The sequence below is a fragment of the Marinobacter zhejiangensis genome (assembly GCF_900114775.1).
Classification (GTDB): Bacteria; Pseudomonadota; Gammaproteobacteria; order Pseudomonadales; family Oleiphilaceae; genus Marinobacter; species Marinobacter zhejiangensis.
Window position 1 is genome coordinate 576,356 of record NZ_FOUE01000001.1, and the last position, 26,081, is coordinate 602,436.

At 59.4% G+C, this 26,081-nt stretch carries 28 protein-coding genes; 8 read left to right on the top strand and 20 right to left on the bottom strand.

Going from position 1 to position 26,081, the window contains the following annotated elements; all coding sequences use genetic code 11:
- Positions 1-34: 34 nt before the first annotated feature.
- The 4 genes from BMZ67_RS02530 to BMZ67_RS02545 all read right to left on the bottom strand — a co-directional run bounded on the left by BMZ67_RS02530 (position 35) and on the right by BMZ67_RS02545 (position 2,997).
- Positions 35-391 carry a DUF1428 domain-containing protein gene (locus tag BMZ67_RS02530; protein WP_092020330.1) on the bottom strand — a complete coding sequence of 119 codons (357 nt, stop codon included), beginning with the start codon at positions 389-391 and terminating at the stop codon, positions 35-37.
- A gap of 14 nt (positions 392-405) precedes the next feature.
- Complete coding sequence (locus BMZ67_RS02535; RefSeq protein ID WP_092020331.1) at positions 406-765, bottom strand: YciI family protein; 360 nt, start codon at positions 763-765, stop codon at positions 406-408.
- Between the two features lie 70 nt (positions 766-835).
- Complete coding sequence (locus tag BMZ67_RS02540; RefSeq protein ID WP_092020332.1) at positions 836-2,077, bottom strand: RNA polymerase sigma factor; 1,242 nt, start codon at positions 2,075-2,077, stop codon at positions 836-838.
- 56 nt (positions 2,078-2,133) lie between these two features.
- Positions 2,134-2,997: a YciI family protein gene (locus BMZ67_RS02545; protein ID WP_092020333.1), complete on the bottom strand. Its 864-nt coding sequence runs from the start codon at positions 2,995-2,997 to the stop codon at positions 2,134-2,136.
- Between the two features lie 194 nt (positions 2,998-3,191).
- Between BMZ67_RS02545 and BMZ67_RS02550 the strand changes: the two genes are divergently transcribed.
- The 5 genes from BMZ67_RS02550 (at position 3,192) to BMZ67_RS02570 (ending at position 9,868) form a co-directional block, all read left to right on the top strand.
- Positions 3,192-4,055 carry a hypothetical protein gene (locus BMZ67_RS02550; protein ID WP_092020334.1) on the top strand — a complete coding sequence of 288 codons (864 nt, stop codon included), beginning with the start codon at positions 3,192-3,194 and terminating at the stop codon, positions 4,053-4,055.
- Positions 4,056-4,268: 213 nt separating this feature from the next.
- A complete protein-coding gene (gene feaR / locus BMZ67_RS02555) occupies positions 4,269-5,213 on the top strand; it encodes a transcriptional regulator FeaR (RefSeq protein WP_092020335.1) in 945 nt (314 codons plus the stop codon).
- A 146-nt stretch (positions 5,214-5,359) separates the two neighbouring features.
- Entirely contained in the window at positions 5,360-6,238 is an 879-nt protein-coding gene (locus tag BMZ67_RS02560) for a transporter (RefSeq protein ID WP_092020336.1), read from the top strand.
- A 31-nt stretch (positions 6,239-6,269) separates the two neighbouring features.
- Positions 6,270-7,691, top strand: coding sequence for an aldehyde dehydrogenase family protein (locus BMZ67_RS02565; protein WP_092020337.1), 1,422 nt, complete (start codon positions 6,270-6,272; stop codon positions 7,689-7,691).
- A 32-nt stretch (positions 7,692-7,723) separates the two neighbouring features.
- Positions 7,724-9,868, top strand: coding sequence for a PQQ-dependent dehydrogenase, methanol/ethanol family (locus BMZ67_RS02570; protein WP_092020338.1), 2,145 nt, complete (start codon positions 7,724-7,726; stop codon positions 9,866-9,868).
- Positions 9,869-9,971: 103 nt separating this feature from the next.
- Here BMZ67_RS02570 and ahpF read toward each other — a convergent pair whose 3' ends face one another.
- The 4 genes from ahpF to BMZ67_RS02590 all read right to left on the bottom strand — a co-directional run bounded on the left by ahpF (position 9,972) and on the right by BMZ67_RS02590 (position 13,691).
- Positions 9,972-11,540 (bottom strand): alkyl hydroperoxide reductase subunit F, encoded by a 1,569-nt coding sequence (gene ahpF / locus BMZ67_RS02575; protein ID WP_092020339.1) that lies wholly within the window; start codon positions 11,538-11,540, stop codon positions 9,972-9,974.
- Between the two features lie 214 nt (positions 11,541-11,754).
- Positions 11,755-12,318: an alkyl hydroperoxide reductase subunit C gene (gene ahpC, locus BMZ67_RS02580; protein WP_092020340.1), complete on the bottom strand. Its 564-nt coding sequence runs from the start codon at positions 12,316-12,318 to the stop codon at positions 11,755-11,757.
- A 427-nt stretch (positions 12,319-12,745) separates the two neighbouring features.
- Positions 12,746-13,201: a hypothetical protein gene (locus BMZ67_RS02585; protein WP_092020341.1), complete on the bottom strand. Its 456-nt coding sequence runs from the start codon at positions 13,199-13,201 to the stop codon at positions 12,746-12,748.
- A 16-nt stretch (positions 13,202-13,217) separates the two neighbouring features.
- A complete protein-coding gene (locus BMZ67_RS02590) occupies positions 13,218-13,691 on the bottom strand; it encodes a hypothetical protein (RefSeq protein ID WP_092020342.1) in 474 nt (157 codons plus the stop codon).
- A gap of 222 nt (positions 13,692-13,913) precedes the next feature.
- Here BMZ67_RS02590 and BMZ67_RS02595 point away from each other — a divergent pair, with 222 nt between their 5' ends.
- Positions 13,914-14,519, top strand: coding sequence for a LysE family translocator (locus tag BMZ67_RS02595; RefSeq protein ID WP_175481816.1), 606 nt, complete (start codon positions 13,914-13,916; stop codon positions 14,517-14,519).
- 130 nt (positions 14,520-14,649) lie between these two features.
- Positions 14,650-15,948, top strand: a complete 1,299-nt coding sequence (locus BMZ67_RS02600; protein WP_092020343.1) for a hypothetical protein — start codon at positions 14,650-14,652, stop codon at positions 15,946-15,948.
- Between the two features lie 15 nt (positions 15,949-15,963).
- Here the strand turns inward: BMZ67_RS02600 and BMZ67_RS02605 are convergent, their stop codons facing one another.
- Genes BMZ67_RS02605 through BMZ67_RS02630 form a run of 6 tightly spaced genes read right to left on the bottom strand, consistent with a single transcriptional unit; the run spans position 15,964 to position 20,697 of the window.
- Positions 15,964-16,797 carry an AraC family transcriptional regulator gene (locus BMZ67_RS02605; protein ID WP_092020344.1) on the bottom strand — a complete coding sequence of 278 codons (834 nt, stop codon included), beginning with the start codon at positions 16,795-16,797 and terminating at the stop codon, positions 15,964-15,966.
- A gap of 48 nt (positions 16,798-16,845) precedes the next feature.
- On the bottom strand, positions 16,846-17,700 hold the full coding sequence (locus BMZ67_RS02610) for a putative RNA methyltransferase (RefSeq protein ID WP_092020345.1): 855 nt from the start codon (positions 17,698-17,700) through the stop codon (positions 16,846-16,848).
- A 54-nt stretch (positions 17,701-17,754) separates the two neighbouring features.
- Positions 17,755-18,162, bottom strand: a complete 408-nt coding sequence (locus BMZ67_RS02615; RefSeq protein ID WP_092020346.1) for a DCC1-like thiol-disulfide oxidoreductase family protein — start codon at positions 18,160-18,162, stop codon at positions 17,755-17,757.
- Positions 18,159-18,908 carry a glutathione S-transferase family protein gene (locus BMZ67_RS02620; RefSeq protein WP_092020347.1) on the bottom strand — a complete coding sequence of 250 codons (750 nt, stop codon included), beginning with the start codon at positions 18,906-18,908 and terminating at the stop codon, positions 18,159-18,161. The genes BMZ67_RS02615 and BMZ67_RS02620 overlap by 4 nt, the downstream gene beginning before the upstream one ends.
- Positions 18,909-18,937: 29 nt before the next feature.
- On the bottom strand, positions 18,938-19,750 hold the full coding sequence (locus BMZ67_RS02625) for a hypothetical protein (RefSeq protein ID WP_092020348.1): 813 nt from the start codon (positions 19,748-19,750) through the stop codon (positions 18,938-18,940).
- Positions 19,747-20,697 carry a glutathione S-transferase family protein gene (locus tag BMZ67_RS02630; RefSeq protein WP_092020349.1) on the bottom strand — a complete coding sequence of 317 codons (951 nt, stop codon included), beginning with the start codon at positions 20,695-20,697 and terminating at the stop codon, positions 19,747-19,749. The genes BMZ67_RS02625 and BMZ67_RS02630 overlap by 4 nt, the downstream gene beginning before the upstream one ends.
- Before the next feature lie 133 nt (positions 20,698-20,830).
- Here BMZ67_RS02630 and BMZ67_RS02635 point away from each other — a divergent pair, with 133 nt between their 5' ends.
- Positions 20,831-22,888 (top strand): dehydrogenase, encoded by a 2,058-nt coding sequence (locus tag BMZ67_RS02635; RefSeq protein ID WP_092020350.1) that lies wholly within the window; start codon positions 20,831-20,833, stop codon positions 22,886-22,888.
- Positions 22,889-22,902: 14 nt separating this feature from the next.
- Here BMZ67_RS02635 and BMZ67_RS02640 read toward each other — a convergent pair whose 3' ends face one another.
- The 6 genes from BMZ67_RS02640 to BMZ67_RS02665 all read right to left on the bottom strand — a co-directional run bounded on the left by BMZ67_RS02640 (position 22,903) and on the right by BMZ67_RS02665 (position 26,019).
- Complete coding sequence (locus BMZ67_RS02640; protein ID WP_092020351.1) at positions 22,903-23,310, bottom strand: GFA family protein; 408 nt, start codon at positions 23,308-23,310, stop codon at positions 22,903-22,905.
- A gap of 36 nt (positions 23,311-23,346) precedes the next feature.
- Complete coding sequence (locus tag BMZ67_RS02645; protein WP_092020352.1) at positions 23,347-23,973, bottom strand: LysE family translocator; 627 nt, start codon at positions 23,971-23,973, stop codon at positions 23,347-23,349.
- A 109-nt stretch (positions 23,974-24,082) separates the two neighbouring features.
- Positions 24,083-24,370: a DUF2164 domain-containing protein gene (locus BMZ67_RS02650; RefSeq protein WP_342712853.1), complete on the bottom strand. Its 288-nt coding sequence runs from the start codon at positions 24,368-24,370 to the stop codon at positions 24,083-24,085.
- A gap of 88 nt (positions 24,371-24,458) precedes the next feature.
- Positions 24,459-25,016, bottom strand: a complete 558-nt coding sequence (locus BMZ67_RS02655) for a hypothetical protein (RefSeq protein ID WP_092020354.1) — start codon at positions 25,014-25,016, stop codon at positions 24,459-24,461.
- A gap of 52 nt (positions 25,017-25,068) precedes the next feature.
- Positions 25,069-25,494, bottom strand: coding sequence for an N-acetyltransferase (locus tag BMZ67_RS02660; RefSeq protein ID WP_092020355.1), 426 nt, complete (start codon positions 25,492-25,494; stop codon positions 25,069-25,071).
- Positions 25,495-25,527: 33 nt separating this feature from the next.
- Positions 25,528-26,019, bottom strand: a complete 492-nt coding sequence (locus BMZ67_RS02665) for a 2-thiouracil desulfurase family protein (RefSeq protein ID WP_245749845.1) — start codon at positions 26,017-26,019, stop codon at positions 25,528-25,530.
- Positions 26,020-26,081 lie beyond the last annotated feature (62 nt).

The window sequence follows — 26,081 nt, forward strand, 5'->3', positions numbered from 1 at the left end:
CTCACCCTCTCGGACAATTCCGAGCTTGCTGCGCTCAGCTCTCCTGAACCACCATGTCAAATCCGCCAAAGATCATTCGTTTGCCATCAAACGGCATGGGGTTGGTATCCGGCTGCAGACGCGGGTCGGCCATGACTTTTGGTAAACCGGTATCCCTCACCGCCCGGGATGGCCAGACAATCCAGGAAAACACCACCGTCTCCTCCGGCTGGCACTTCACAGCCATCGGGAACGAGGTGACCGTGCCCTCCGGCACGTCATCGCCCCAGCACTCGACCACCTCAAGTGCCCCATGGGCACGAAAAACCCCGGCCGCAATGCGGGCATGCTCAATGTAGGCGGCCTTATTGGCCGTCGGTACTGCAGCAACAAAACCATCAACGTAAGACATGGTCTATTCCTCCTTCAATCTTTGGGCGGTAGTTCCCGGATCGGCCGCACCTCAATACTGCCGAGTTGTGCCGGTGGGATGCGGCTGGCCAGCTGGACAGCTTCATTGAGGTCACGAGCATCCAGCAGATAAAAACCAGCCAGCTGCTCCTTGGTTTCAGCAAATGGGCCGTCAGACACCAGCACTTCTCCGTCCCGGACCCTGACCGTGGTTGCCATCTCAACCGGCTGCAGGGCCTGGCCGGCGAGGAAGTGGCCCTGTTCACTCAGGCGCTCGACGCAGCCGATGCATTTCTGGTTGAGGTCATGCCATTGCTGGTCCGACATGGCGTTGATGATGCTTTCCTGGTAGTACACCAGGGCCAGGTATTTCATGGTTCAAGCCTCCTTGTATGACAACAGTTTCCAGTAAGTCGTGCCGGACACCGCCATTTCGACACCACCCTCAACTTATTTCTTCAGAGCCTCCCAACCCCAGTTCAGCCAGCCGCCGTTCCAGAAAGCGCCGTTCCGGCGCCTGCCGGGTCAGGGTCAGCGCCCGCTGATAGGCTTTGGCGGCCTCCCGGCTATCGCCCTGCCTGCGCAGCAGATCGGCCCGGGCGGCGTGGTAAAGGTGGTAAGACTGGATCAGCTTCTGACCCGCCAGCCCATCAAGCAGTGCCAGCCCGGCCGCCGGGCCATCGCGCATGGCAACCGCCACCGCACGGTTAAGGGCAATCACCGGGGAGGGCTCCTGCCGATAAAGCACGTCATAGAGCCCGACAATCTGGGGCCAATCGGTGTCTGCAGGCTGCGGTGCCTCAGCATGAACCGCGGCAATCGCCGCCTGCAGGGTATAGGGCCCCACCGGTGGACGCTGTAACGCCTGCATCAGCCAGTCCGTGCCCCGCTCAATCTGCGAACGGTTCCAGAGGCTTCGGTCCTGATCCTCCAGGGTCACCAGGTCCCCGGCCTGGTTCTGTCGCGCCAAACGACGGGCATCATGCAACAGCATCAGGGCCAGCAACCCGAACACCTCGCTATCCTGCTGCAATTGAGTCAGGGTTTCCGCCAGACGGATCGCTTCACCACTCAGGCTGGCGTCCAGCAGCCGGTCGCCGTCACTGGTGCCATAGCCCTCGTTGAACAGCAGGTAGATGACCCGCAGAACCGAACGCAGTCGTTGCGGCAGCTGTCTGCCCTCAGGCACTTCATAGGGAATACCGGCGTCACGGATCTTGCGTTTAGCCCGGACAATCCGCTGGGCAATGGTGGCCGGCTTCTGCAACAACGCCCGTGCTACCTGCTCGGTAGTCAGCCCACACATTTCCCGCAAGGTCATCGCCAGCTGAGCTTCCTCGGACAACGTCGGGTGGCAGCAGGTGAAGATCAGCCGCAAGGGGTCATCCGGCAGCGCGTCCAGTGCAGCGCTCGTGTCCGGTACGGCTTCGCTGGCTTCCGCCTGAATCAACAGGCGATGGTGATCCGCCGTCTGCCGGCGGCGGATCTGGTCAATCGCCTTATTACGACCACAGCGAATCAGCCAGGCCAGCGGCTTGTCAGGTACACCGTCCACCGGCCACTGGAGCGATGCGGCCAAAAATGCCTCCTGCATCACCTCTTCCGCGAGGTCAAAATCCCCAACCAGCCGAATCAAGGTGGCCAGCACACGCCGCGAGTAACGCCGGTAGTCGTCTTCAAGATCCATGAATGAAGCAGTCCTGTCCCTGTTATTACCCTCAAGCCAAAAGATACCACCACGGACTACTGTGACGGGCAGTCTGCTGACGTCTTGATGCCGCAGTTGATCATCCACCCGACCCCAAACCGGTCCACAACCATCCCGAAGCCCTGAGCCCAGAAGGTTTCCTCGAACGGCATCCGCACCGTACCGCCCTGGGCGAGGGCCTGGAAGATCTGCTCCCCCTGAGCCACATCGTCGAACTGCAAACAGAGGTCATGGCCTGCCGGTGCCTGGTATCCATCCTCGATAATGTCAGCCGCCATCGTGTCTGCCCCCATCACCGTGTAGCTGCCAATCACCAGCTCGGCGTGGCAGATGCGGTCCCGGAATGACTCCGGAACCTCTTCCGCCATAGGGGTATCGCTGAAGGCCAGCATGGCACGAACCTCGCCACCCATCAGCTCCGCATAGAACGCCATGGCCTCACGGCAGTTGCCGGAAAACGTCACATGACTGCAGACGGCCGTCGGTCGGCGGCTGAGCTGATCACAAAGCTCACGGTGTTTGTCGATCGCTGCGCCCGGTGCGAAATCGTCCAGCTCGAAGTACCGGCGCAGTTCCAGGCGGACGTTGCCGTCGCTGTCCTCAACCGGCCATTGTCGGGCCCACTCAATCGCCTCCTCCGGCGATCCGACCTCAAGCACCGTATAGCCGGCCACCAGGCCTGCAGGCTCAGTAAAAGGGCCGGCAATCACTTGGGGCCGGCCATGGGTAAACTCGATGCGATAACCATCAGAGCTGGGTTTCAGCCCATCCCCAGTAACGAATACCCCGGCTTTCACCATCCGTTCATTGTAGTCAACCATGGCCTGCAACAAGCCTTCCGATGGCATGACGCCCTGCTCTGTCTGATCATCCGCTTTGCGAATCAACATGAATTTCATGATCGTCTCTCCGTGATTGTGACTGGGTTTCGATAGGTTAGTCGTTCCAGCGCCACTGCAATCGACAATGCCAGCACATTTTTTTCATTGCCCTTGGTCTGTCTCAAATGAAAGCCCTGTAACCAAGTGATACCCCGGGTCATCATCAAATCGGTTACGATTTGGGGTAAACGTTACTGATGAGATCGCATTCCATGACCAAGCATCACTTATTCACCGCGGTTCTGGCCGGTTCCCTGCTGATCACCGGTTGTTCAGGCCCGGAAACCCCGGAGGAGGTCAGCCAGGCCTTCTGGCAATCCGTCATCGACGGCAACGCCTCAGACGCCAACGGTTACTCCACCCTCGTCAACGATGCCGCCTTCGACAGTTTCGAACGCGACTGGCAGGGTGTGGACATCCAGTGGGGACGGGTGGTCATCGATGGCAACGAAGCGTCTGTCGATACCGTTATTGAAGGTCTTGAGGGCAACAGCGAAGCCCTGGAGGCCACCACTTACCTGGTGAAGAAAGACGATGAATGGCTGGTGGACTATTACCGCACCGGTGACGCCCTGGACCAGCAACCACTGTTCGGCAACATGCTCGGCAAGCTGGAACAGCTGGGGCAGGATCTGCAGGCCCGCTGGGCCCGGGAATCCGACCAGATGGCCGTAGACATCGAACGCATGACGCAGGAGCTGGAACAGCAGGCCCAACAGGCCAACGAACGCTTCTCGATTCTGCTGGAGCAATACGGCGAACAGCTGGAGCAGCACCTGGACGACCTGTCCCGCTCCATTGAGGAGGCTCTGAAAGAAAACCCGTCGGCAGCCCCCAATGATCGCCGCACCCTCAACCAGGCAGTGATCCGGCTCGACGAGCAAAAACAGCAGCTGGACGAACCCAACCTGCAGGCCGTGGCCGAAAGCACACAGGTGGCAGCAGAGACTCAGCTCGACCTGAGCCGCCTCGGTAACGAATTCGCTGGCTACAAGGCCGAATGGCAGCAGCGCGTGGCGGACATGGAACAGGAGCTTAAAGGGTTCCTGCAGCAGCTCCAGCAACCGGAAAACTGAAGATCCACTGAAAAAGGCAAGCACAGGCTTGCCTTTAACGGACATCCCGGTTGACTGACAGCGACATCCGCCCCGAGCCAGGTGACAGGCTCGACTGCCCCGATTACTATGACGGGATACTTCGTAACTGCAACTTCATGTCGGTAAAAGAGGTTTTCAGCGACAAGCACGGAGTCATGCGCGAAGTACCATCGTAAAAGCAACGAGGCTGCGATGATAAAAACAACAAGCGTCAGTACCATAGATCAGCGTGTCGAAACCTGGAACCAGTCCATTGCTACAGCGGTGGGCGGCCTTTGCACCCAAGTGCGGAACCGCGAGCTCTTTGATGGCCAGATTCGCCGGTTCTGCTCCTACGGCATGGAATTCACCAAGCTACGGGCCAGTGGGCTGACCCTGCAACGGCAACGCCACGACGCGGACAACCGCGACAACCAGTATTTCTACCTCATCTACCAGCGTGACGGTTCCGCCCGGGTGCAGCAGCGCCACAGCCAGGCCGCCATGCGCCGAGGCGACCTGGTGCTGCTTGATTCCAACCAGCCTTTCTCCATCGAGTACCCGGATCATGGCTACCAATACTGTTTCCATATTCCCCGTGAGATGGCCCTGCGCAACTGGCGCCACACCCGGATTCTGACAGCCGAAAAAGTATCCGCGGAAACCGACCTCGCCTCTCTGGTCACGCCGCTGCTGCAAAAGACCGCCGTCGTCGGACATACCAGCCCGTCAGGAAACACCGAAGACTGCCTGCTCAACGCCGTGCTTAGCCTGGTACAACCCCTGTTTACCCAAACCCGTGACCGGGCCAAGGAATACCATTCCATTTACCTGCAGAAAGCGATGACGTTCATTGAACGCAATCTCCGCAATGAAGCCATCACCACGAAGACGGTGGCAGACCATCTGGGCATCTCGCCCCGCCACTTGCAGAGGATCTTCAAGACCCTCGGTACGTCATTCAACAAACTGATACGTGAACACCGCCTGTGCGCCTGCGCCAGCGACCTCACTGATCCCAGGCTGGCCCATGTGGACGTTACCTCGGTGGCTTTTTACTGGGGCTTCAAGGACTGTGCGCACTTCAGCCGGGTCTTCAAGGACTACTACGGTGTCCCGCCATCCCAGTACCGCACACAGCATTTGACCGGACACTGAGGGTGCTGACACCGGCTATGTCGTTCTGACACAAGTCCGGTGTCCGCCACCAGCAAGCCCTCACCGATTGCCATTGTTAACGTTTCGGGGCAGACCGCCAGAATCAATGATTCCGGTCACCCCAATAACAACAACGGTGAATCACAATGAACACATCTGTCCGTAACCTTTGCTGCGCCATTGCGACCCTGCCCCTGCTGACACCTGCGAGTAGCCTGGCCATCGATGTCGATCCCAGGGACTACACCGCCCTGCCGGAAGGCGCCAACCTCAACGTCCTGTATGCCCGCCAACTGTCTGCCGATGACCTGAACGTCAACGGCCAGTCAGTAACCGACGACCTGGATCTTGATGCCACGATCGGTATCTATCGCTACGTTCACTTTACCAAGGTGATGGGCCTGACGGTCGATCCCCAGGTGCTGGTGCCCTTCGGCACCCAGGAAATTGGCTTGCTGGATGACTCCAGTTCAGGCATGGGCGACGCCATCTTCGCAGCAACCGTCTGGCTCCATGAAGATCCGGAAAAACAGAGTTACTTCGGAATCACCCCTTATGTGATCGCTCCCACTGGCGAATACGACGCCGACAAGGCGGTCAACCTTGGCACCAATCGCTGGAGCTATATTCTGCAGGCGGGCTATATGACCCGGCTAACCGAGAAGCTCGCCCTGGATCTCGTCGCCGACGTGCAATGGTACGGCACCAACTCCGACCCTCTGGGAGGCAATCGCCTGAAGCAGGACGAGGCCTACCAGGTTCAGGCCATGCTGTCCTATGACCTCACCCCCACCACCTACCCCAGCCTGCGCTACAGCTGGCGCAGCGGTGATGAAACCCATCTGGACGGGGTAGCCATGGGCAACGAGGTCGACACCTCCACCATCACTGTCGGCCTCAACCACTGGCTGGTGCCCGGCAAGTTGCAGTTTCAGGCCCAATACGTGAGAGACCTGGACGTCAGCGATTACGGCCCTGAACTCAACGCCTTCCAGCTCCGTTTCCTTCACCTGTTCGGGCTGTAAGGCCAGCCAAGCCCCCCAAGGAGAACTCACCATGCAAAATTTCAGGCTGCTCATTAACGGTCGGCTGGTGCCGGCCCGGGAAACCATCGAGGTAATCAACCCTGCCGACGAAAGCGTGCTTGCGCACTGTCCAAAGGCCTCCATAGAACAACTGGAGCAGGCTGTTCAGGCGGCTAAGCAAGCCTTCCCCTCGTGGAGCCGCACACCCATTGCAGAACGCCGTGTGCAATTGATCCTCATGGCCAACGCCCTTCAAATCCACAAGGAAGAGTTGGCGCTGCTGTTGACTGGCGAGCAGGGCAAGCCCTTGGCCCAGGCGCGGGCAGAGGTCGATTACGCCCAGGCGTTTTGCCGCACCATTGCGGACATGCGGCTGGACTCCGAGCGATTGATTGATAACGACCAGCAGCACGTTGAACTGCAACGCCGCCCACTGGGTGTGGTCGCCGCCATCACGCCCTGGAATTTCCCGCTCCTGATTGCCTGTTACAAGATTGCACCAGCCCTTCTCGCCGGTAATACACTGGTGCTGAAGCCGGCACCGACTACCCCGCTGGCAACCCTGAAACTCGGTGAAGCCATCCTGAATATCTTCCCCCCGGGCGTGGTCAACATCATCACCGACAATAACGATCTCGGGCCGGTGCTGACCCGGCACCCGGATATCCGGAAAGTCTCCTTTACCGGTTCCACCGAGACCGGCAAGGCGGTGATGTCCAGCGCCGCTGCCACGCTCAAGCGACTCACCCTGGAACTTGGCGGCAATGACGCCGCACTTGTACTGGACGACGTTGATGTCGCCTCCGTGGCCGAGGGTATTTTCAGCGCCGCCTTCATCAACAGCGGCCAGGTCTGTGTGGCCATCAAGCGCGTCTATGTGCCCGACAGCATTTACGATCCGTTCTGCGACGCCATTGCTACTCTCGCGGCCAACGCGGTGGTGGGCAATGGTATGAACCCCGCCAGTCAGTACGGGCCGGTGCAGAACCGTGCTCAGTTCGACAAGGTTTGCGGCTACCTGCACGAAGCCAGGCGCCACGGCACCATCATCGCCGGTGGCGAGGTGCCAGACCAGCCAGGCTTCGTCATCCCGCTGACGGTGGTGAGAGACATCAAAGACGGCAATCCGGTGGTCGATGAGGAAGCTTTTGGCCCTCTCCTGCCCATCGTGCGCTACAGCGACCTAGACCAGGTTGTTGCCAGCCTCAACCGCTCTCCCTACGGCCTTGGCGGCTCGGTGTGGTCATCCAGTCTGGCCCGCGCCGAGTCGGTGGCTAACCAGCTGGATACCGGCACGGTATGGATCAACCAGCACTGCGCCTTTGGGCCTCACATTCCGATGCCCACCACCCGGGCGTCCGGTATCGGGGTCGAGTGGGGACAGCAGGGGCTTGAAGAGTTCACCACCCTGAAAGTGATCAATATGAACCGAACGGCGGCAGCCGGTCACTGACGCTATCCCCGGTCAACAACGAGGTAAAAACAATGACAAGAACAGCACGACTATGGCCAGTCGCCAGCCTGCTTTCACTTACCCTTGCAGTGGGTTGCAGCCCGGTCGCCGAACAGCAAACCACAACCAGCAATGGCAATACGATCGCCGCCCCCGCTGGTGTAACCGACACCCGCTGGCGACAGGCAGACCAGGAGCCCCAGAACTGGCTGGGGGTGGGTCGAACCTTCGAGGAGCAACGTTTCAGCCCGCTCACCCAGGTCAGCGCCGACAATGTGGCGGACCTGGGTCTGGCCTGGGTCTATGACATGGGCTCAAAACAGGGAGGCTCCGCCACTCCGGTGGTGGTGGATGGCGTGATGTATATCACCGGCCCCTGGGGCAAAGTCTATGCACTGGATGCGGTGGCCGGTAAACCGCTATGGACCTACGATCCCCGGGTGAACGCCGAGGCCGGTGCCCGCGGCTGTTGCGGGGTGACCAACCGCGGCCTTGCGGTGTACCAGGGTAAGGTGTACGTCGGCGCCTTCGATGCTCGCCTGATCGCCCTCGATGCCCAAACCGGTGCCGTGGTCTGGGAAGAGGACACCAACGAGGACAACAACGCCCGGCGTACCATCACCGGCGCGCCGCGGGTAGCCAATGGCCGCGTCATCATTGGCCATGGTGGTGCCGAGTTTGGTGTGCGCGGTTACGTCACGGCCTATGATGCCGAGAATGGCAAACAGCTGTGGCGCTTCTACACCGTACCCGGCAACCCTGAGCAGGGCTTCGAGAACCAGGCCATGGCCGATGCCGCCGAAACCTGGAGTGGCGACTGGTGGACACAGGGCGGTGGCGGAACGGTATGGGATTCCATGGTCTTCGACCCCACGACCGATGTGATCTACCTTGGCACCGGCAATGGCTCGCCCTGGAACCGGCGTATCCGCAGCCCCGAAGGTGGTGACAACCTCTACCTGTCCTCGATTGTGGCGGTCAACGCCAGGACCGGAGAGTACCTCTGGCACTATCAGACCACCCCCGGAGAGTCCTGGGACTACACCGCCACCCAACCGCTGGTGCTGGCCACCCTGGAACTGGATGGCAAGTCCCGTGAAGTGATTATGCAAGCTCCCAAGAACGGCTTTTTCTACGTCCTTGACCGCCATACCGGCGAGCTGCTGTCCGCCAACAACTTCACCAAGGTAACCTGGGCGTCCCATATCGACATGACCACGGGCCGGCCTGTGGAGACCGAAAACGCCCGTTATGACAACGGCCCTCAGCTGGCCTTTCCGTCGCCGTTCGGCGCCCACAACTGGCACCCGATGAGCTACAACCCCCAGACCGGACTGGTATACATTCCGCACCAGCAGGTGCCTTGGGTGTACAGCGATGACGAGAACTATCAGGCCAGGCCAGGCAATGTCTTCAACCTTGGCCTGAAATGGCCGGATTTCCCGGAAGACCCCGAGGTGCTGCAGCAGGTGCTGCCACTGATCAAGGGCAGCCTTGTGGCCTGGGACCCAGTCACCCAGCAGAAGGCCTGGGAAGTGGAGTACCCAACCATATGGAATGGCGGCACCGTCACCACCGCAGGCAACCTGGTGTTCCAAGGGACTCCCACCGGCCAGCTTTACGCCTACCGGGCGGATACCGGTGAAAGGGTCTGGAGCTATGACGTGGGCATTGGCATCGTAGCAGCCCCGGCCGTGTATGCCATCGATGGTGAGGAATATGTGAGTGTGCTGACCGGCGTTGGTGGGGCCCTGTCCCGGATTGCCGGCCCCTTTGCAGCAGCCTACCAGGCCCGCCACAGTAACCGGATCTACACATTCCGGCTGGGCGGCACGGCAGCCAACCCACCGGTGCCAGAACGCCGGCCACAACCACCCCTGAGCCCTCCGGAGCAGACCGCCGACGCAGCGAACGTGGATTCAGGCCGCGCCCTCTATAACCGGTACTGCATGCGCTGTCACGGTGAAGGTGCCGTCGCCGGACTGATGGACGACATCCCCGACCTGCGCCACAGCCCTCTGCTCCATGCGGGCTTCGAACCAACGGTGCGCTATGGCCGCCCGGGCACCTACATGCCCGCATTCGACGACCTGTTAACCGACGCGGACATCGAGCAGGTCCGCAGCTACATCGTCAAACGGGCCCACGACGCCGTCAACGAACAGGCCGCCCGGTGACCCTCAAGCTACTTGCCCCACGACGGTAACGCCCAGCCTCCTAGGCATTACCGTCTCCTCTGGTGGTCCGGGGTAATACCGGGCCACCCTTTTTGCCGCTCGCTTATTCTGGAGCCGAGTTTCGGATCAGGTAGTCGAATGCACTCAGCGCCGCCTTGGCGCCCTCACCCATCGAGATCACAATCTGCTTGTAAGGCACCGTGGTCGCGTCCCCGGCTGCGAACACCCCGGGTACAGAGGTCTCGCCGCGATCGTTGATGATGATCTCTCCGTGCTGACTCAACTCCAGGTCGCCCTTCAGCCACTCGGTGTTAGGCACCAGGCCGATCTGAACGAACACCCCTTCCAGTTCCACCTGATGGCTTTCACCGCTGGCGCGGTCGGTGTAGCTCAGACCACTGACCTTGCCATCGGTACCGAGGATCTCCGTTGTCTGGGCCGACACGCGAATGTCCACATTGGGCAGGCTGCGCAGCTTTTTCTGCAACACCTCGTCGGCCCGCATCTGGTCACCGAATTCAATCAGGGTGACGTGGCCGACAATACCGGCCAGGTCGATGGCGGCCTCAACGCCTGAGTTTCCGCCGCCAATCACCGCCACCCGCTTGCCCTTGAACAGTGGGCCATCGCAGTGGGGGCAGTAAGCCACGCCCTTGTTGCGGTACTCGGCTTCACCGGGAACACCCAGCTGACGCCACCGGGCTCCGGTGGACAGGATCACGCTACGGGACTTGAGCGTTGCACCATTGGCCAGACGAACCTCGTGGTAGCCACCGGGCTGTGCCGCCGGTATGAGCTTTTCGGCGCGCTGCAGGTTCATCACATCCACTTCATACTCAGCAACGTGCTGTTCCATCGCCGCCACCAGTTTCGGACCCTCGGTATAGGGCACCGAGATCAGGTTTTCGATACCCATGGTGTCGCCGACCTGGCCACCGAAACGCTCAGCGGCGATACCGGTTGCGATGCCTTTACGGGCCGCATAGATGGCCGCTGCGGAGCCGGCCGGACCACCACCGATCACCAGCACTTCAAACGGTGCCTTGGCGTTGATCTTCTCGGCCTCGCGAGCGTCAGAGTTGGTATCCAGCCTGGCGACGATCTCTTCCAGGGTCATGCGGCCCTGGCCCCAGGGCTGGCCATTAAGGTACACACTCGGTACCGCCATCACTTCCCGCTGCTCCACCTCATCCTGGAACAGGGCACCGTCGATCGAGGTGTGCCGGATGTTCGGGTTGAGTACGCTCATCAGGTTCAGCGCCTGCACAACGTCCGGGCAGTTCTGGCAAGACAGGGAGAAGTAGGTTTCAAACTCGAACTCACCGTCCAGGCCCTGCACCTGCTCAATCAGTGCCTGTGCCGCCTTGGAGGGGTGCCCCCCAACCTGCAGCAACGCCAGCACCAGCGAGGTGAACTCGTGACCCATGGGAATGCCCGCGAAACGAACCCCGATGTCGGTACCCACCCGGTTGATGGCAAAGGAGGGACGGCGTACGTCGGTGTCCCCGTCTTCACGCACAGTAATCTGCCCGGACAGGGAGGCAATCTCCTGCAACAGGGTATGCAGTTCCCGGGACTTGTCACTGTCATCCAGTGCAGCAACCAGCTCAATAGGCTGTTTGACGTTCTCGAGATAGGCTTTCAGTTGATCCTTGAGATTGGCTTCCAACATGTCGTTGTCCCCTTATATAGCGGTCCGCATCCGCTGGATACGGTCGTGAAAATGGTCAGTACCTTGAAGTTGTGACTAGGATACGGCGCCACTTCTATTTGATCTAATTAATTGACGCAAAAAATACCATAGCAATTATCTATAGAAGTTCGTGGCGCCACAAAAAAGGGCCCGCGCTGCGGGCCCTCCTTGCAAGGCAGTATTAAAACCCGCCTTAGATCTTGCCAACCAGGTCCAGGGAAGGAGCCAGAGTCTCCTCGCCTTCTTTCCACTTGGCCGGGCACACTTCACCCGGATGGTTGCGAACGTACTGGGCAGCCTTGACCTTACGCATCAGGTCGTCTGCATCACGGCCGATACCTTCGGCGGTGATTTCCATGGCCTGAATCACGCCATCCGGATCGATCAGGAAGGTGGCGCGGTCTGCCAGGCCCTGGCCTTCACGCATCACACCAAAGTTGTTGGTGATGGTGCCGGTCTGGTCGCCCACCATGTAGTAGTTGATCTTGCCGATGGTGTCGGAAGTGTCGTGCCACGCTTTGTGGGTGAAGTGGGTGTCGGTAGACACAGAGAACACTTCCACGCCCAGCTTCTGCAGCTCTTCGTACTTGTCAGCAACGTCGCCCAGCTCAGTCGGGCAAACGAAGGTGAAGTCAGCCGGGTAGAAGAAGAAAACGGCCCACTTGCCTTTAACGTTGGCTTCAGAGATTTCAACGAACTCACCCTGTTTGAAGGCAGTGGCGTTGAACGGTTTGATTTCGCTGTTGATGATACCCATGTCCAATAACTCCGATTAGTCAGGTTGGTTGGTTAACTTGGGTTCTAACCTTAGGCGGTTATCAGAAAAGGCTCAAATTGATAGTTTTTAGGCGACCGATAGGAAATACCTATTCGATATCTGACCGACCGGCTGGCATCCGCGGAAGCGTTCGCTCCGGCCAGGGTTCGGGTCCATATTTCAGGCACTGAAGGTAGGCCTCCGGGGGCGTAACGAAGCGGCATTCGTATCGGCGCTGTTCGTCCGCCAAGGACGATATGTCTTTGCCGACACAACCAGCTCCCATCAGGGCAGCCACCCCTATGGCAAAGCCGCCCCAAAGCCCACACCGTCTCAACCGAGCATCCGATCTGTCCAACCGGCAGCCCTCCCCGGATTACCCCAACAGGATCACCATACACCCTCAGGCCATCCAATGCTGCCCCCGTCAGTCCGCCACCGGAACGGCCTCCGGAGGCAACCCTTGGATATACAAGATCCGTTGCTGAACGCCCCCGGCACAATGAGGCCCACCCAAACCGGTGGTGCCGTGATACACCTCGACACCGCCCTCATCGTGGTCGTACTTGAGCGGGATGCGAACGGCATGAACTTCCACCGCATAACGGTAAATCCCGTTTGTGAAGCTCAGTGACCGAGTCATGATCGGCCCCGGTTTGAGCACATTACGGACAATGACCTCGGAACGTGGACGACGCAGTTCCATCTCGGGTGCGGTCAGATCCGCGCCAAACTGATAGACCAGTTCATTGCCGTCTTCGAGTACCCGAAGCGCCTTGTCGTCGTCGGTCATGCAATAGAACAAAGGCTCATCAGCAGCCAGCACCGGAGTGGCCGTAACCAATGCAGCCCAGACCAAAGCATTCCATAGCGGTCGTTTCATACCTGTCATGCCCCCGTTAGCGACCGGATTCCTGGTCCGGAACGTAACCCCAGGGGCGAATGCCCTCGACGACCAGAAGCCTCTGGACCATGTTCTTGGGGGTGCAGTTCTTGTCTGCCAACATAGACTTGTTCAAAGACACTTGCACCCCCGCCAAATCCCGATAGTCACCTTCCATCGGGCGATGGGCCTCGACCATAATCTGGTAGTCGTACTGGCCATTACTGAACGTCAAGCTCTGCTGCCAGGCGGGCCCTGGCAGCAGCACGTTCTGGACTCCGACTTCATCACGCTGGCGACTCAGTTCCAGTTCCGGCGTGTCGATGTCATCACCGTACTGGTAGATCAGTGTGTCGCCGTCGGCAAGCAGGCGCAGTTCCTTGCTGTCTTCAGTGATGCAATAGAACAGGGTTTCGGTATCGGCCATCACCGGCAGGGCAGTGGCAGACAGGATAGCCGAGGCGGTCAAGGCTGTGACTGTGCAGCGCATAATTGGGTCCTGAGTCTTTTCAACAACCGGCCAGTCTGATCAAAAATCAGACAAATGCCATGAAAAACAGGCACATATCATCAGGGCAAACGACAAAACTCAAACCTATTTCAGGGCTGTAGGTACAAAAACGGACCGTTCATCACCAGTACCGCAATTTTATTCAATACCCCACCCAACCACTGCTGCAGACTTCGGCCATGGCCAGTAAGGAGGATGACCATGAGCCTGTCCATGATTTTGCCGATGTCGGCATTTGCCCTTGCGGCGTCCATTTCACCAGGTCCGGTGAATCTGATGTGCCTGAGCAGCGGTACCCGCTACCGCCTGTCCCAGGGTCTGATTTTCGTCACCGGCGCTACCCTGGGGTTTATTGCCCTGTTCATCGCCGTCGGCATGGGACTGTATTCGCTATTGGCACTGGTGCCCGGCCTGCAGGACCTGCTGCGCTGGGGGGGAGTCGCCTTCCTGCTTTACCTGAGCTACCGGCTGGCATTCGATAACGGGGAGTTATCCACAAGCGACAGCAGCCAGGCTCCCGGCTTCATGACCGGCGCCCTGATGCAATGGCTAAACCCCAAGGCCTGGCTGGCTTCGGCTTCTGGCATAGCCGCCTACACCGATGGCAACAACCTGTCTCAGGTCACGCTGTTTGCTTCGGTGTACCTGCCCATCTGCTGGCTATCCCTGGGTACCTGGGTCTATGCCGGTGCATTCCTGCGCCGCTACGTCCAACGACCGGTGGTCCTGCGCTCCGTTAACCGGATACTGGCGGTCTTACTTGCGGCCAGTTGCCTTTACCTCGTTGATAGCGGCCTCTCACCGTGACACTCTCCACAGGCTGCTATGATTTCACTTTATTTCTCAACAACCTGCCCCACTCTTTATCGACGTTTCCGGAAAATTGAGTAAGATAAGGCGACATATTCACTCAGGAAACGGTTGAGAAAGGAGTCCCATGAAGCGCATTCTGCTCGTTGTTGTTGTCACCCTTGTCGCTGGGCTGGGCCTGGCCTATTACAAGGTCACCAGCTCCGTCAAAGAAGGCCTGGATAACGCCAACGCCGCCATGGCAATGATGGGCGCCCGGCTGATCTACGAAGGCGTATCCATCGCCCCCAACGGCGACCTTCAGGTCAGCGGTCTGACCTTCCTCAGCCCCACTGGCGATAAGCTCAGCATTGATCAGGTCGCCCTGGGCACCGGCAACCCGCTGGATTTGCTCAACTTCACCAGCCAGGTCGAGCAGCGCCAGATTCCGGAAAAACTCCATGTCCGGATCGACGGTATGGCGGTGGATCTGGATACCCTGCTCGGCGAGAGCGGTAACCCTGCCGAACAGGGCCAGAACGACAACCCGCTTCGCCACTTCGAAGCCATCGGCTGCGGGGACCAGCGCTTCTTCAGCGTTCAGGACTGGAAGGCCATGGGGTACACCGAGATGCGCTGGAACGTGGATTTCGACTACCGGCTTGATCAGGGTGGCGCACGCCTGTTCCTGAATGGCAACCTGGAATCAGAGGATCAGGGCGCCATTCACCTGGATACCGTGTTCAGCCAGAGCCTGACCGTAAATCACCTGACCTTCTCTCCGGAACTGGTCGAGTCAGTCCGCTTGGTGTCTGCCCGCATCAGCTACCGCGACGATGGCTACATGATGCGTACCCGCGATTTCTGCGCCCGCAAGACCGGTCTGGACAGTGCAGCCTACCGCGACCATCACCTGGCCGCCTGGCGCAACGTCTGGACCAACAAGCTGGCACTGCTCCCAAGCGACAATGTCCATTCCGTCTATGAGGACTACATCGACAATCCTGGCAACACCATTACCCTGGAGATCGAGCCCTACCCGCCCCTGGATATGGACGACAACTATCTGAGTTCCAATCCGGAATACCTGACCCAGCGCCTCAACCCGAAAATTGGCAGTGATAACCAGCCGCTGGCAGCCTTCACCGTTGCGACGGCAGAGCATAGTGAGAACGCGGAAACCACCGCAACCGCCAACAACCCAAGTGATCGCGAGGCCACCCCTGCGCCTGCAGCCGCCTCCACCGGACCGGCCGCGATTACCGTCAGCACCCTGAACCAGCACCTCAATAAAACGGTGGTGCTGACCCTGACAGACGGCCGTATCCTGGATGGTCGTATCCAGTCCGTCAGCGGTGGCAACCTTCAGCTGCGCCGCCACCTCTATGGCGGCGTGATGGATGTTCCGGTCGAGCTGCGCACCATCCGGGCGGTCCGCTTGCAGTAAGCTGCCCGGCGGCCACTACCGTTTGAGTACCGACTGCCGGTATTGATTCGGAGTGGCCGCCACCAGCCGTTTGAAGGTGCGCTGGAAGTGGGGCTGGTCGGTAAAACCGGCGTTCAGTGCCGCTTCCGCAATGGGGGTGCCACGTTTGAGCTCCTGCTGCCCGAGCTGGACCCGGCGATTGATCAGGTAGGCGTGGGGCGTGAGCCCGAAGTGCTGGCGAAAGGCCCGAATCAGATGGCTGGCGCTGTACCCTGAACGTTCACACAGCGCATCCAGAGAGACCTCCTCGGCCACATTCTCGTCGAGATACGTCGCCAGCGCCAAGATCCCTTCCGGGGTCCTGGCCGATGACTGAACCGGCTGCCCGGCCAGTTCCTGCATCAAACCGGACAGGTATTCCACCACTTCGGTCTGCTTGTCCAGCAGGTCCCGCTGCGGGTCCAACAGGCAATCCGCCATCTGGCAATAACCTTCATACCACAGCGGCGCGGTGACCATCGGGGTGGCGATATCCTGCCATTCGGCGGTACCGAGCACGCCCGCATCAACCCGTAACCGGGTCAGCCAGTCGGTATCCACATACAACATCAGGTAGGACCAGGGCTGGTCATCAATGGGGTTACAGGCGTGGACCCAGTCCGGGTTCATCAGCACTAGGGTGCCGGTACGGACATGGTAGCGGTCGTCCCGATAGACAAACGTACTCTCGCCACCAGTGATGGCCCCGATGGACCACTGGGTATGACTGTGGGGGGCATAACAGACCTTACGACCGTCCTGGACTTTGCGCAGCTCCACATGGGGCATGCGATCGTCACGCCAGAACACCGGCTTATTTGAATCCATCATGGTCGGCTCATCCTTTACTCAGGCTGCATCCTGCCAGATTACCATGGCTCAGCCCGTCTGTGTCGGGTGCCGCTGCCAGCAGGTCAGCCGCACCTCCACGGTGACGGTCAGCTCCGTCAACGCCGCCGCCCTCGCCCTTCCTTCTGGTTTCGCCCGGTACAGGTGGGGAGTCATCGCCAGCAAATCGGCAATGGCGCCAGCGTCGGTCAGTGTCAGATCAAAGCGTACAATCTCTGTGCTGGTGAGCCGAAACCCTTCCGGCTCGACATTATCCACAGCCGGTTTCGACCTGAGTTCTGGGTAGACAATCTCCCGCAGCTCCCTCAGATGATCCGGGCCCGCATCCACCTGAACCAGCAAGCCACCAGGCTTCAGCACCCGGGCAAACTCCTGGTACACCGGAAAACCGAACAGGCACAACAGCCGGTCCAGGGATGCCGCTTCCACCGGCAGGTTGGCATTACTGCCCACCACCCACGCGGTGCGTTTGTCCTGTTTTGCCGCCGCCAGCACCGCCCACTTGGAGATATCCAGCCCCAGCAGCGCCAGTTCGGGCCCGCTTTCCGCGGCTTCGGCCAGCTGTCGCAGGTAATAGCCTTCGCCACAACCGGCATCGAGACAGCTCAGGGTGTTATCGGGTGTGGCCGCCAGCACCCGTCGGTTCACCGCTTCGGCAATCGGCTGGTAATGACCGGCATTGAGAAAGCGACGCCGGGCCGCCACCATGTCCTTGCTGTCACCGGGGTCGCGGGAACGCTTGTTCTGCACCGGCAGGAGATGGAGATAGCCCTGGCGGGCCTGGTCAAAGCTATGGCCAGCCGGGCACCGCCAGCTGACACCCTCACGGGACAGGGGGTCGCCATCCAGTGGGCAGGTAAGGGCTTGGAAGGGGGTAACAGTCATGGCTTCGCCGGGTCAATGTCTGGGGCGCTCAGGATACCGGGGAACGCCCCAAGGTCAAAACCGCTCGTTGCCCGGCTGTTTCAGGTTGTTGATTTTGCGCTTGCCCAGCAGTTTCAGCAGCAGGTTACGAGCCCATCGCAGGATGGGATAAGCCACCGCTGACAACCGGGGCGACCGGAACATCCAGTAATTCAACCGGTTGAGCACACCGGAGCGACTGCTGATCAACGCCAGCGCATGAATGGCATCGGCGCCGTAGTACAGCTGTCCGTCGAGTTTCAGCACCATGCCCTGATCGATATCGAGGCCCCGTGCGGTAATTTCAGCCATTACCTCGCTGTCTTCCCGCGCATCCACCAGCCGCAAGGTACCGATGTCCTTGCGGATTCGCACCACCCGGCAATAGTTATCACAAGCCGGGCACTCCTTGTCGTAGACCAGCAGAACCTCAGGGGCGGTCATACGCTCAGGATGCCTTTTCGGGGGCGTTCGCTGCCATAGCTCTGGGCGCTGATGGGCGCCCCGGCGTCCTGCAGGGCCTCGCGGTGCTGAGGAATGGCGGTGCGCATACAAAGTTCCTCATAAGGCCGCAGGGCCGAGAAGCAGGGCAACGCCAGGGTCCGGGTCACAAACGCCGCCGTGCGTGGCCAACGCGCTTCATCAAAGGGGTAGCGGGCAAACTGCAGGTTCCGGAAAAACGACGCCAGCGCGATATCCGCGGTCGACAGCGCACCCAGCACCGCCCCCGTCTCGGGTAGCTGGCTCTCAAGGAAGTCAAAGACCTGGGGCAAGTCCTGCTCTGCAGTCTGCCGCAGAACGGCCTCATCAGGACTGTTCCCCCACACAAATCGGTTGATCACCACCTGATTGTAGTAGCGCCAGATAAACACCTCTCCCATCACCGAGTCGGCATATTCCTCCAGCCAGCGGGCGCGGGCTCTGTCGGCCGCAGCGGTCGGCAGCAGGGGCGGCTCCGGGTACTGTTCGTTGAGGTACTCGATAATGACGCTGGAATCCAGCACGGTGTTGTCGCCGTCAATCAGCACCGGGATACGGCGGGCCGGATTCAGCTCGGTAAACGCGTCATTGCCGAAAAAGGGCACGATGGGGTCGATCTGATACGGAATCCCTTTGAACTCCAGTACCGCCAGGACTTTCCGAACGTAGGGCGACAGGTAGGAACCGATCACCAGGGCGGGTTGTTTCATCAAGCACTCTCCTGTTCTAAAGCCGCCGGTTAAATCCCTTCCGGCTCACGGTAGGTTTCCAGCCGTGCCAACCAGCCGGGCAGCCAGCGCTCCCGCTCTATCGCCCTCTCGGCATGATCGGCACGGCGGGTCAGCACCTCGGCGGCGCCCTGACGAAATGCTGCCAGGGCGGTTAGGTCCGGGTCCTGAGGCATGGCCAGCAAGACCTGAAGCAGCCCCCAGCCTTCGCCCTGATAGGTCTCATCCGGCGACAACCCCTCGCCCTTGAAGTTGACGTAGTCCATCAACGCGTAAACTCCGCCCGGAGTAGCCGCCAGCGCCTCAAGGTTCCGCAGGAGCTGGTCCCGGCGTGATTCCGGCGCCGCCGCCACGATGTGAACAAGCGACGCCTTGGCCCGCTCAAAGATAAACGCGACCTGCTCACCCCGGGTCTCGCCCAGGAACTGCCGTAGCGACGTTACCTCCCCGGCCTCCTGAGCCGCCAGGAAGGAGGCCCGGTCCGGCCAGGGTGCATCGAAGGGCTCCAGGTTTTTCAGCCAGCCAGGTAGGTTGACCGAACGCGAGTCCATAAAGGCGACCAGCGCTGGGAAGCTTTCGACAAAGCGGTCGTCCACACCGGCGGGATACCAGATGAAATGACCGATCCCGAGGGAGGGAAACGCTTCCCCGTCATTCCAGTGCACCAGGCAGGCCAACCGACCACTGCATTCATTCTGGAAGATCTGTTGCCCGACCCAATCCAGTTGCTCCGGAGTCAGGTCAAGATCCAGCTCCGGCTCGGCACTGGTGCAGGCCGTCAGCAGCAACACCAGTAAGAGCAGGGCACCACGGACAGATCTCACCCTGCGCTCTCGGTTCCCGGCTCAGGCCAGACCGGAGCCAGGGTGTAGCCATGGCTGGGCAGGTGGACGTGGAGCCGGCCTAGGTCGTCCTGGTTTCGCTCCAGAATCCACTGATCGGGACCTTCCGCAACCAGTACTCCGTAGGTTGGCTCCTGCGCGTAGTCAGACGGCGCGATGCTGACTTCCCGGCCAATCAGCCGGCCCCGGCGCCAGTCATGGGGCACCGCTTCCGGCTCGGCCTCCGAGGCAAACGCCAGCGCCTGCTCCGCTGTCAGCTCCTGACGCCCACCATGACCGAAGTCGCGAATACGGTCCATCCACGCCAACAGGTGATCAAAGCCATCCAGTTGGGGCGATTCGGCGTATTCCCGCATAAACCAAAGCGAGTGGTAAGTGGCGAAGTCGGCGTGGCAAGGCGATTCCCCAAACAGGAAGGGCTGGTCACGAAGACGCTCTTCGGTGGCCAACAAGTGCTCCCGCACCCGGGCTTTGGGGTTGCGCAGCCCGCGGGCCTTCACCGATGACTGCCGGCCTACCTTTATGCGATCCCACAGCAAACGCCCGACATCCAGCAACGACATCGACGCCAGCACCTTTCGCGACAGCGCCCAGGAGCCACTGGTCATCAGGCAGCAGAGAAACACCTCCAGATCGACGTTCTGCACGTAGGCCTGGATTTCGGGATCACAGTTTTCCAGCGCCAGTTCCGGCTTGCCGGATAACCTGGCAATTTCCGTGGCAATCGTACGGGTATCGCAGAACACATCAGCACCCCGCTGGGCCACCGGGATCTTGCGGTAACCGCCGGTTAAACGCTCCAGCTGGGGCCGGGGGGGCATTTCCCGGGTTGTCACCGAATACCACTCCAACCCGGCGTACCCAAGCATCGCCCGGATCTTTTCGGAGAAGGGCGACATCGCGTAATGGTAAAGAATCAGGTCTGGCATTCCGGCTCCCTGGTGCACAGGTTCATTGGACGGGGCATCCACCCATGAACAAAAATTGATCTGAGATAAGGCAGACACGACCGCCCTATCTTACTCTGGAGAGTATAAGAATATCGATAACAAGGGACTGACTATGAAAACGGTCTTCAGCATCAGCCTGGGTACATCCGACGACGACTACACCCTGGAAACGGACATCCTGGGGCACGCCCTGCGGGTTATCCGGATAGGCGCCAATGGCGATCTTGATCAGGCCGAAGCGCTGCTTCAGTCGATCCACCCCCAGGCCGATGCCGTCGGCCTGAGCCTGGCCAACGACCACTACCATACCGGCCAGCAACAGCACGAGCATCCGGACACGGCCCGACTCAAGGCGACCGTCCCCGACGTCTCGGTGACCACCGGAACGGCCCTGCGTGGCATTCTCCAGGAGTGGGCCATTCGCCACATCCAGTCAACCCTGGGCCACTTCTTCGACAATGCCCGGGTTCTGTTCATGAATGGCCAGTCCGGCTATCGCATTGCCAAATCCCTGAGTGAGCACACCGACAACCTGTTCTTCGCCGACCCCTACACTGACTTTGGCGTACCGCGACTGCTGACCTCCCTGAAACAGCTCGACAGCTACACCCGCCTCACCGCCCCCATCACCGTCCAGCCACTGGCGAACCGGGTGATCGATTCGGTCCTGCACAGCCCCCTGTATCGACTCGGCGAGGGTCTGATCCAGGGTTCGCTGCACAACGCGGTCAAGGATTCCCACGTCATCGTCGCCAGCATCACGGACCTGGAACCGTTTGGCCACCAGGAACTCGATGGCAAAACCGTGATCACCTCACGGGTGACCGAAGCCGCCATGGACTGGCTGCGGGAACGCCGTGTAGCCATGGTGGTGGATTACAGCCCCTGGCTGGAAGGGCGCCCGGTGGGGGTCAACGTGCTCGAAGCGATGATCAGCGCCGCCCTCTCCCGCAGCCCTGAGCAGCTTGGCCCGGACGACTACCTGGAGGTGATCGAAGCCCTGGGCATTGAACCGCGGGTGCTCTACCCCAACGGGTACCGCCGGGTGAATCGGTTTGCCTTTGTGATCCACCCCCTGTCCCAGCAGTATCTGACCAAAACCCCGCCGCTGGACTGGATTGCCCAGGTCTCACCACCCACCGTCATGAACCTGGTGGAAAAGGCAGTCGCGTATACCCCACCCTTCGTCTACTCCAAGATATCGGGCATACGCTCGCCTACCGGCGACGAGGTGGAAGGCTGGCTGATTACCGTGGGCGGCACACCCCGGGAAATCATGGCCCATGGTCCTGAGTTCACCTATAGCCGACTGCTCGCGGCCGCCAGGCTGGCCAAGAAACTGGGCGCCCAGATCATGGGGCTTGGGGCCTTCACCAAGGTGGTGGGCGATGCCGGCATCACGGTTGCCAAACGAGCCCCGCTGCCCATTACCACCGGCAACAGCTACAGTGCCTCCGGGGCGTTATGGGCAGCCCACGACGCAGCCCAACGGATCGGCCGGGTGCATATTGGTGACAGCGGCAAGATGGCGGGCAAGGCCATGGTGGTCGGCGCCACCGGCGCCATTGGCTCGGTCTGCGCCCGGCTGCTGGCCAAGGCGGTGGATGAAATCTACCTGGCCGCCCCGGAACCGGCCAAGCTGCTGGCGCTGAAAGAAAGCATTGAGCAGGAAACCCCAGGCGCGACGGTGCACATCGCCGGCTCCGCCGACCGCGACGTGGCAGATATGGACATGATCGTCACCGCCACCTCCGGTGCCGGCAAACGCATTCTCGACATCATGAAGGTCAAGCCCGGCTGCGTCATCACCGACGTCGCCCGTCCCCTTGATATTCCCGCTGAGGACGTTGCCAAACGGCCCGACGTTCTGGTGATCGAATCCGGCGAAATCCAGCTGCCGGGGGATGTTCAGATGAAGGATATTGGCCTGCCCAAGGGCATCGCCTATGCCTGTCTGGCGGAGACCATCGTACTCGCCCTGGAAGCCCGCTTCGAAAACTTCACCCTTGGCCGCAACATCGAATGGGAAAACGTCCGGGAGATCTACAAGCTGGGCCTGAAACACGGCATGAAACTGGCGGCCATCTCCGGCGTGAACGGTGTGTTCACCAGCGACGACTTTGAACGGGTGCGGACCCTGTCGGCGCACGCCGACCAGCCAGACCCCTGATCACCGCGTGATGGTCAGCCAGCAACTGGCAGGCCGTCAAAGGCCGGAACCTGCTCCAGGCCACCGTCCCAACCCGCCTTGCTGCCCATGAAAATATGGGCCGTGGGCCGGATGGCGATAGCGTCATCAAGGCTGCCGGCAGGCACCACGATGAAGTTGAGTTCCGCCTGCTCAGTCGGAACCGCCGAACCGCAGGTCGAGCAGAAGCTCTTGGTGTGGCGGCTTGATGGCAACCGATAGGTGGTTACCCGGTCGGCTCCCGAAAGCCACGTCAGCGTGGCTTTGCTTGAGAAGAGGTTTGCCCCATGGGCGGAACCGGTGTCCTTACGGCAGTGCGAGCAGTGGCACAAAAAGAAACTCTCGAATTCACCGTCAATATCAAACGTCACCTCACCACAGAGGCATGATCCTTTGGTTGTCATGGCATCTCCTTTCAGTAGCTATGAGCCAGCGCATCCTCAAACGGGCCGCCGGGAAAGCAGCGCCCAAACCCCGGCGGACGACAGCAGCGAGCCCCCAATCACGTTGAAGCGAAGCCGGGCCTTTGGCGATATGAGGGCTTTGCGGGCAGAAGCCGCAAACACGGTGTACAGCGTTGCATTCAAGGTGGCCAAGCCGACGAAGGTGGCCGCCAGAATCCAAAGCTGATGCCCAGTATCGGCGTTTGGACTGATGAACTGGGGCAGGAAAGCCACAAAGAACACGATCCCCTTCGGGTTCAGCGCTGTCACAAGGTAGGTGTTGGCAAACAGTTTCCAGCGCGAGTTCGGCGTGGCCCCTGTGGATAACTCGGTGGGTGACAAGCCTGCGAGCAAGAGCCTGACCCCCATGAACAAAAGATACAAACCGCCCACCCACTTCACCACCGTAAACCAAAAGGCCGAGGCCGCCAGAACCGCACCAAGCCCGAGAATGGAGAACAGCAAGGCGGTGGAATCCCCCAATGCAACCGCAGCAACAAGCGGAGTATTCGCGCTCCGGCCATGGGCGATGGAGTAGCTGATCACCGTGAGAATCGTCGGCCCGGGAATAACCAGCAGAACCGAAGACGCAACGGCAAAGGCAAACCAGAGTTCGACTGACACAAGGAACCTCCCCATGGGCGATTAATACGGTGCGCGCTGAATCAGCATAACGCGTTCATACTCCAACATCATGGTTACCTGGAACAAGAGTAACCGGCGCCTGCCTGCCCTAGTAACCTTCCGGTTGTTCCAGCTCCTGCAGGACGTAACCCACCTCGTCCATTTTCTCGTTAAGCACCTGTTGGGCATCAAGGAGACCACGGTTGTAGAAATGGGGCCCCAGCTCCTTGGAAAGGAAATCGATCAGAAACTCCGCCTCAAACCCGCCGATGTCCTGCTGCAATTCGTCGCTGAAGTAAGTTTTTATCTTACTTACCATGCGCTCCTTCTGTTCTCTCGAAAATGCGATGTCTTTCATGGTATCAGCGGCTCTCCTTCGAACTAACCCCCCGTTCATCACCCCGACACAACTGGCATTCCGTTATGCCAACCGCCCGTGGGCCTGGGGCAGCAACGAGGGGGACAGGACATTGTCAGGCTACGCGTTAGTACTCTCTACTGGTGACTGTAAACGGGTAGGTAAAATCCGCGTGATAATCAGGCTTGGATTCTTTCCGCTCCAAAAGAAATTCGATGGTCGGTTCCCAACCGCTGTCCTGCAAGGTCTCGCCGCATAGGATTTCCACGCTGTACCAGCCATTTTCAAGATCGAAATACGGCCTGTTGGCCTGTATAAATTCGACGTTTTTAGACCAGTGCCTTAATAACGGCATCGTCAGAAGGTACAGGCGCGATCCCGTTACCTCCAGAACATACCCCGCCTTCCGATGTTGAACGTCACTTTCCAGTGCGGAAAAGGCACTCTTTGACGATTGGTTGAAATAGACCGTGTAAGGAAAGTTCTCGATCCCCCGCAGGGGGATCATCACACCTTGATTCACGGCGAGATCACCGTAATCGGTTGTAGTGAACTCAGTGATCAGGTCATCAGACAACGAATGGTCCGCAACGAACCGAGATAACCGCTGAATATCCGCCAGGATAAAGTAGTCCATTAAGTCATTCAGGCACTCAATGTATTTTTTTGAGCCTGCTTGCGTCATATCTCGTCTGCCTAACAGTGAATGGAAGCCCACGGTGGTAATCACCCTCTTGTTACGAGTGATACTCCATCATGAGCTCAGGGTGCCCGGTGTGCTCATCGATTTGCTCTCCAAGTACAGCGAATCCGTGCTTCTCATAGAACTTGATGCTCGATGTATTTTCTTTGTAAACAGTGAGCTGCAAGCTATCTCGTTTGTTCTTAGCGTCATCAATCAGCACTGAGCCCACCCCCTTGCCCTGTGAGCCTGGTGTCACAAAGATTGCAGCAAGATTGTTTTCATAGAGGCTATAGAACCCAACGACCGCTTCCTCAGCTTCATACACAAACGTCTCCGATGCAGGGATGTATACATCACGCATCGCGCTAATCTTCGATTCCCAAAACGCAGATTCGATGAAGTCATGGGCTTTAATCGATGCAGATAGCCAGATTGCCAAGATTTGATCGATATCGGCTGCTCGATAATCACGAATCATTTAGTTTCTCCCAGGTACTCGTAGCGCCCGCCATCACGCACTCGTCGCGTGGATCGCCTTGTTAGCATCCGCAATCTCATGTTGGCTAAACACTTGAATACCATGCCGACGCAGCAACGCGACCGTAACTCCCATACCGGGAGTCCGGTTACCTGAAAAACCACCGTCATAGATAAATGAACTACCGCATGAAGGACTGGACTCAGCCAATACCGCTATATCAATGTTGAACTTTTTACACAGTTCCAAGGCAATAGCGGCACCTGCAATAAAATCGTCGGTGACGACATTTCCGCCCTTTTCAACAACGTCGGTTTCACCCTCTAACACCATATTCCCGTTACCTCCGAAAATTTCCGCAGGTTTCCTGGGGATGCTCATTCCGGCCTCAACTTCCGGGCAAACTGAAACAACCCGGCCTTCGGATATCCACCTCTCTACAAGCTGATCATGCACCGAAAGGCTTCCACCGTCGTATCTAACCTTTCTCCCTAAAAGGCAGGCACTCATTAATACTTTTCTCAATTTACTAGCCCCTAGGATTGTGGTGCTAACGCTTCAAACAGCCGCGTGCATTTTGTATCGGC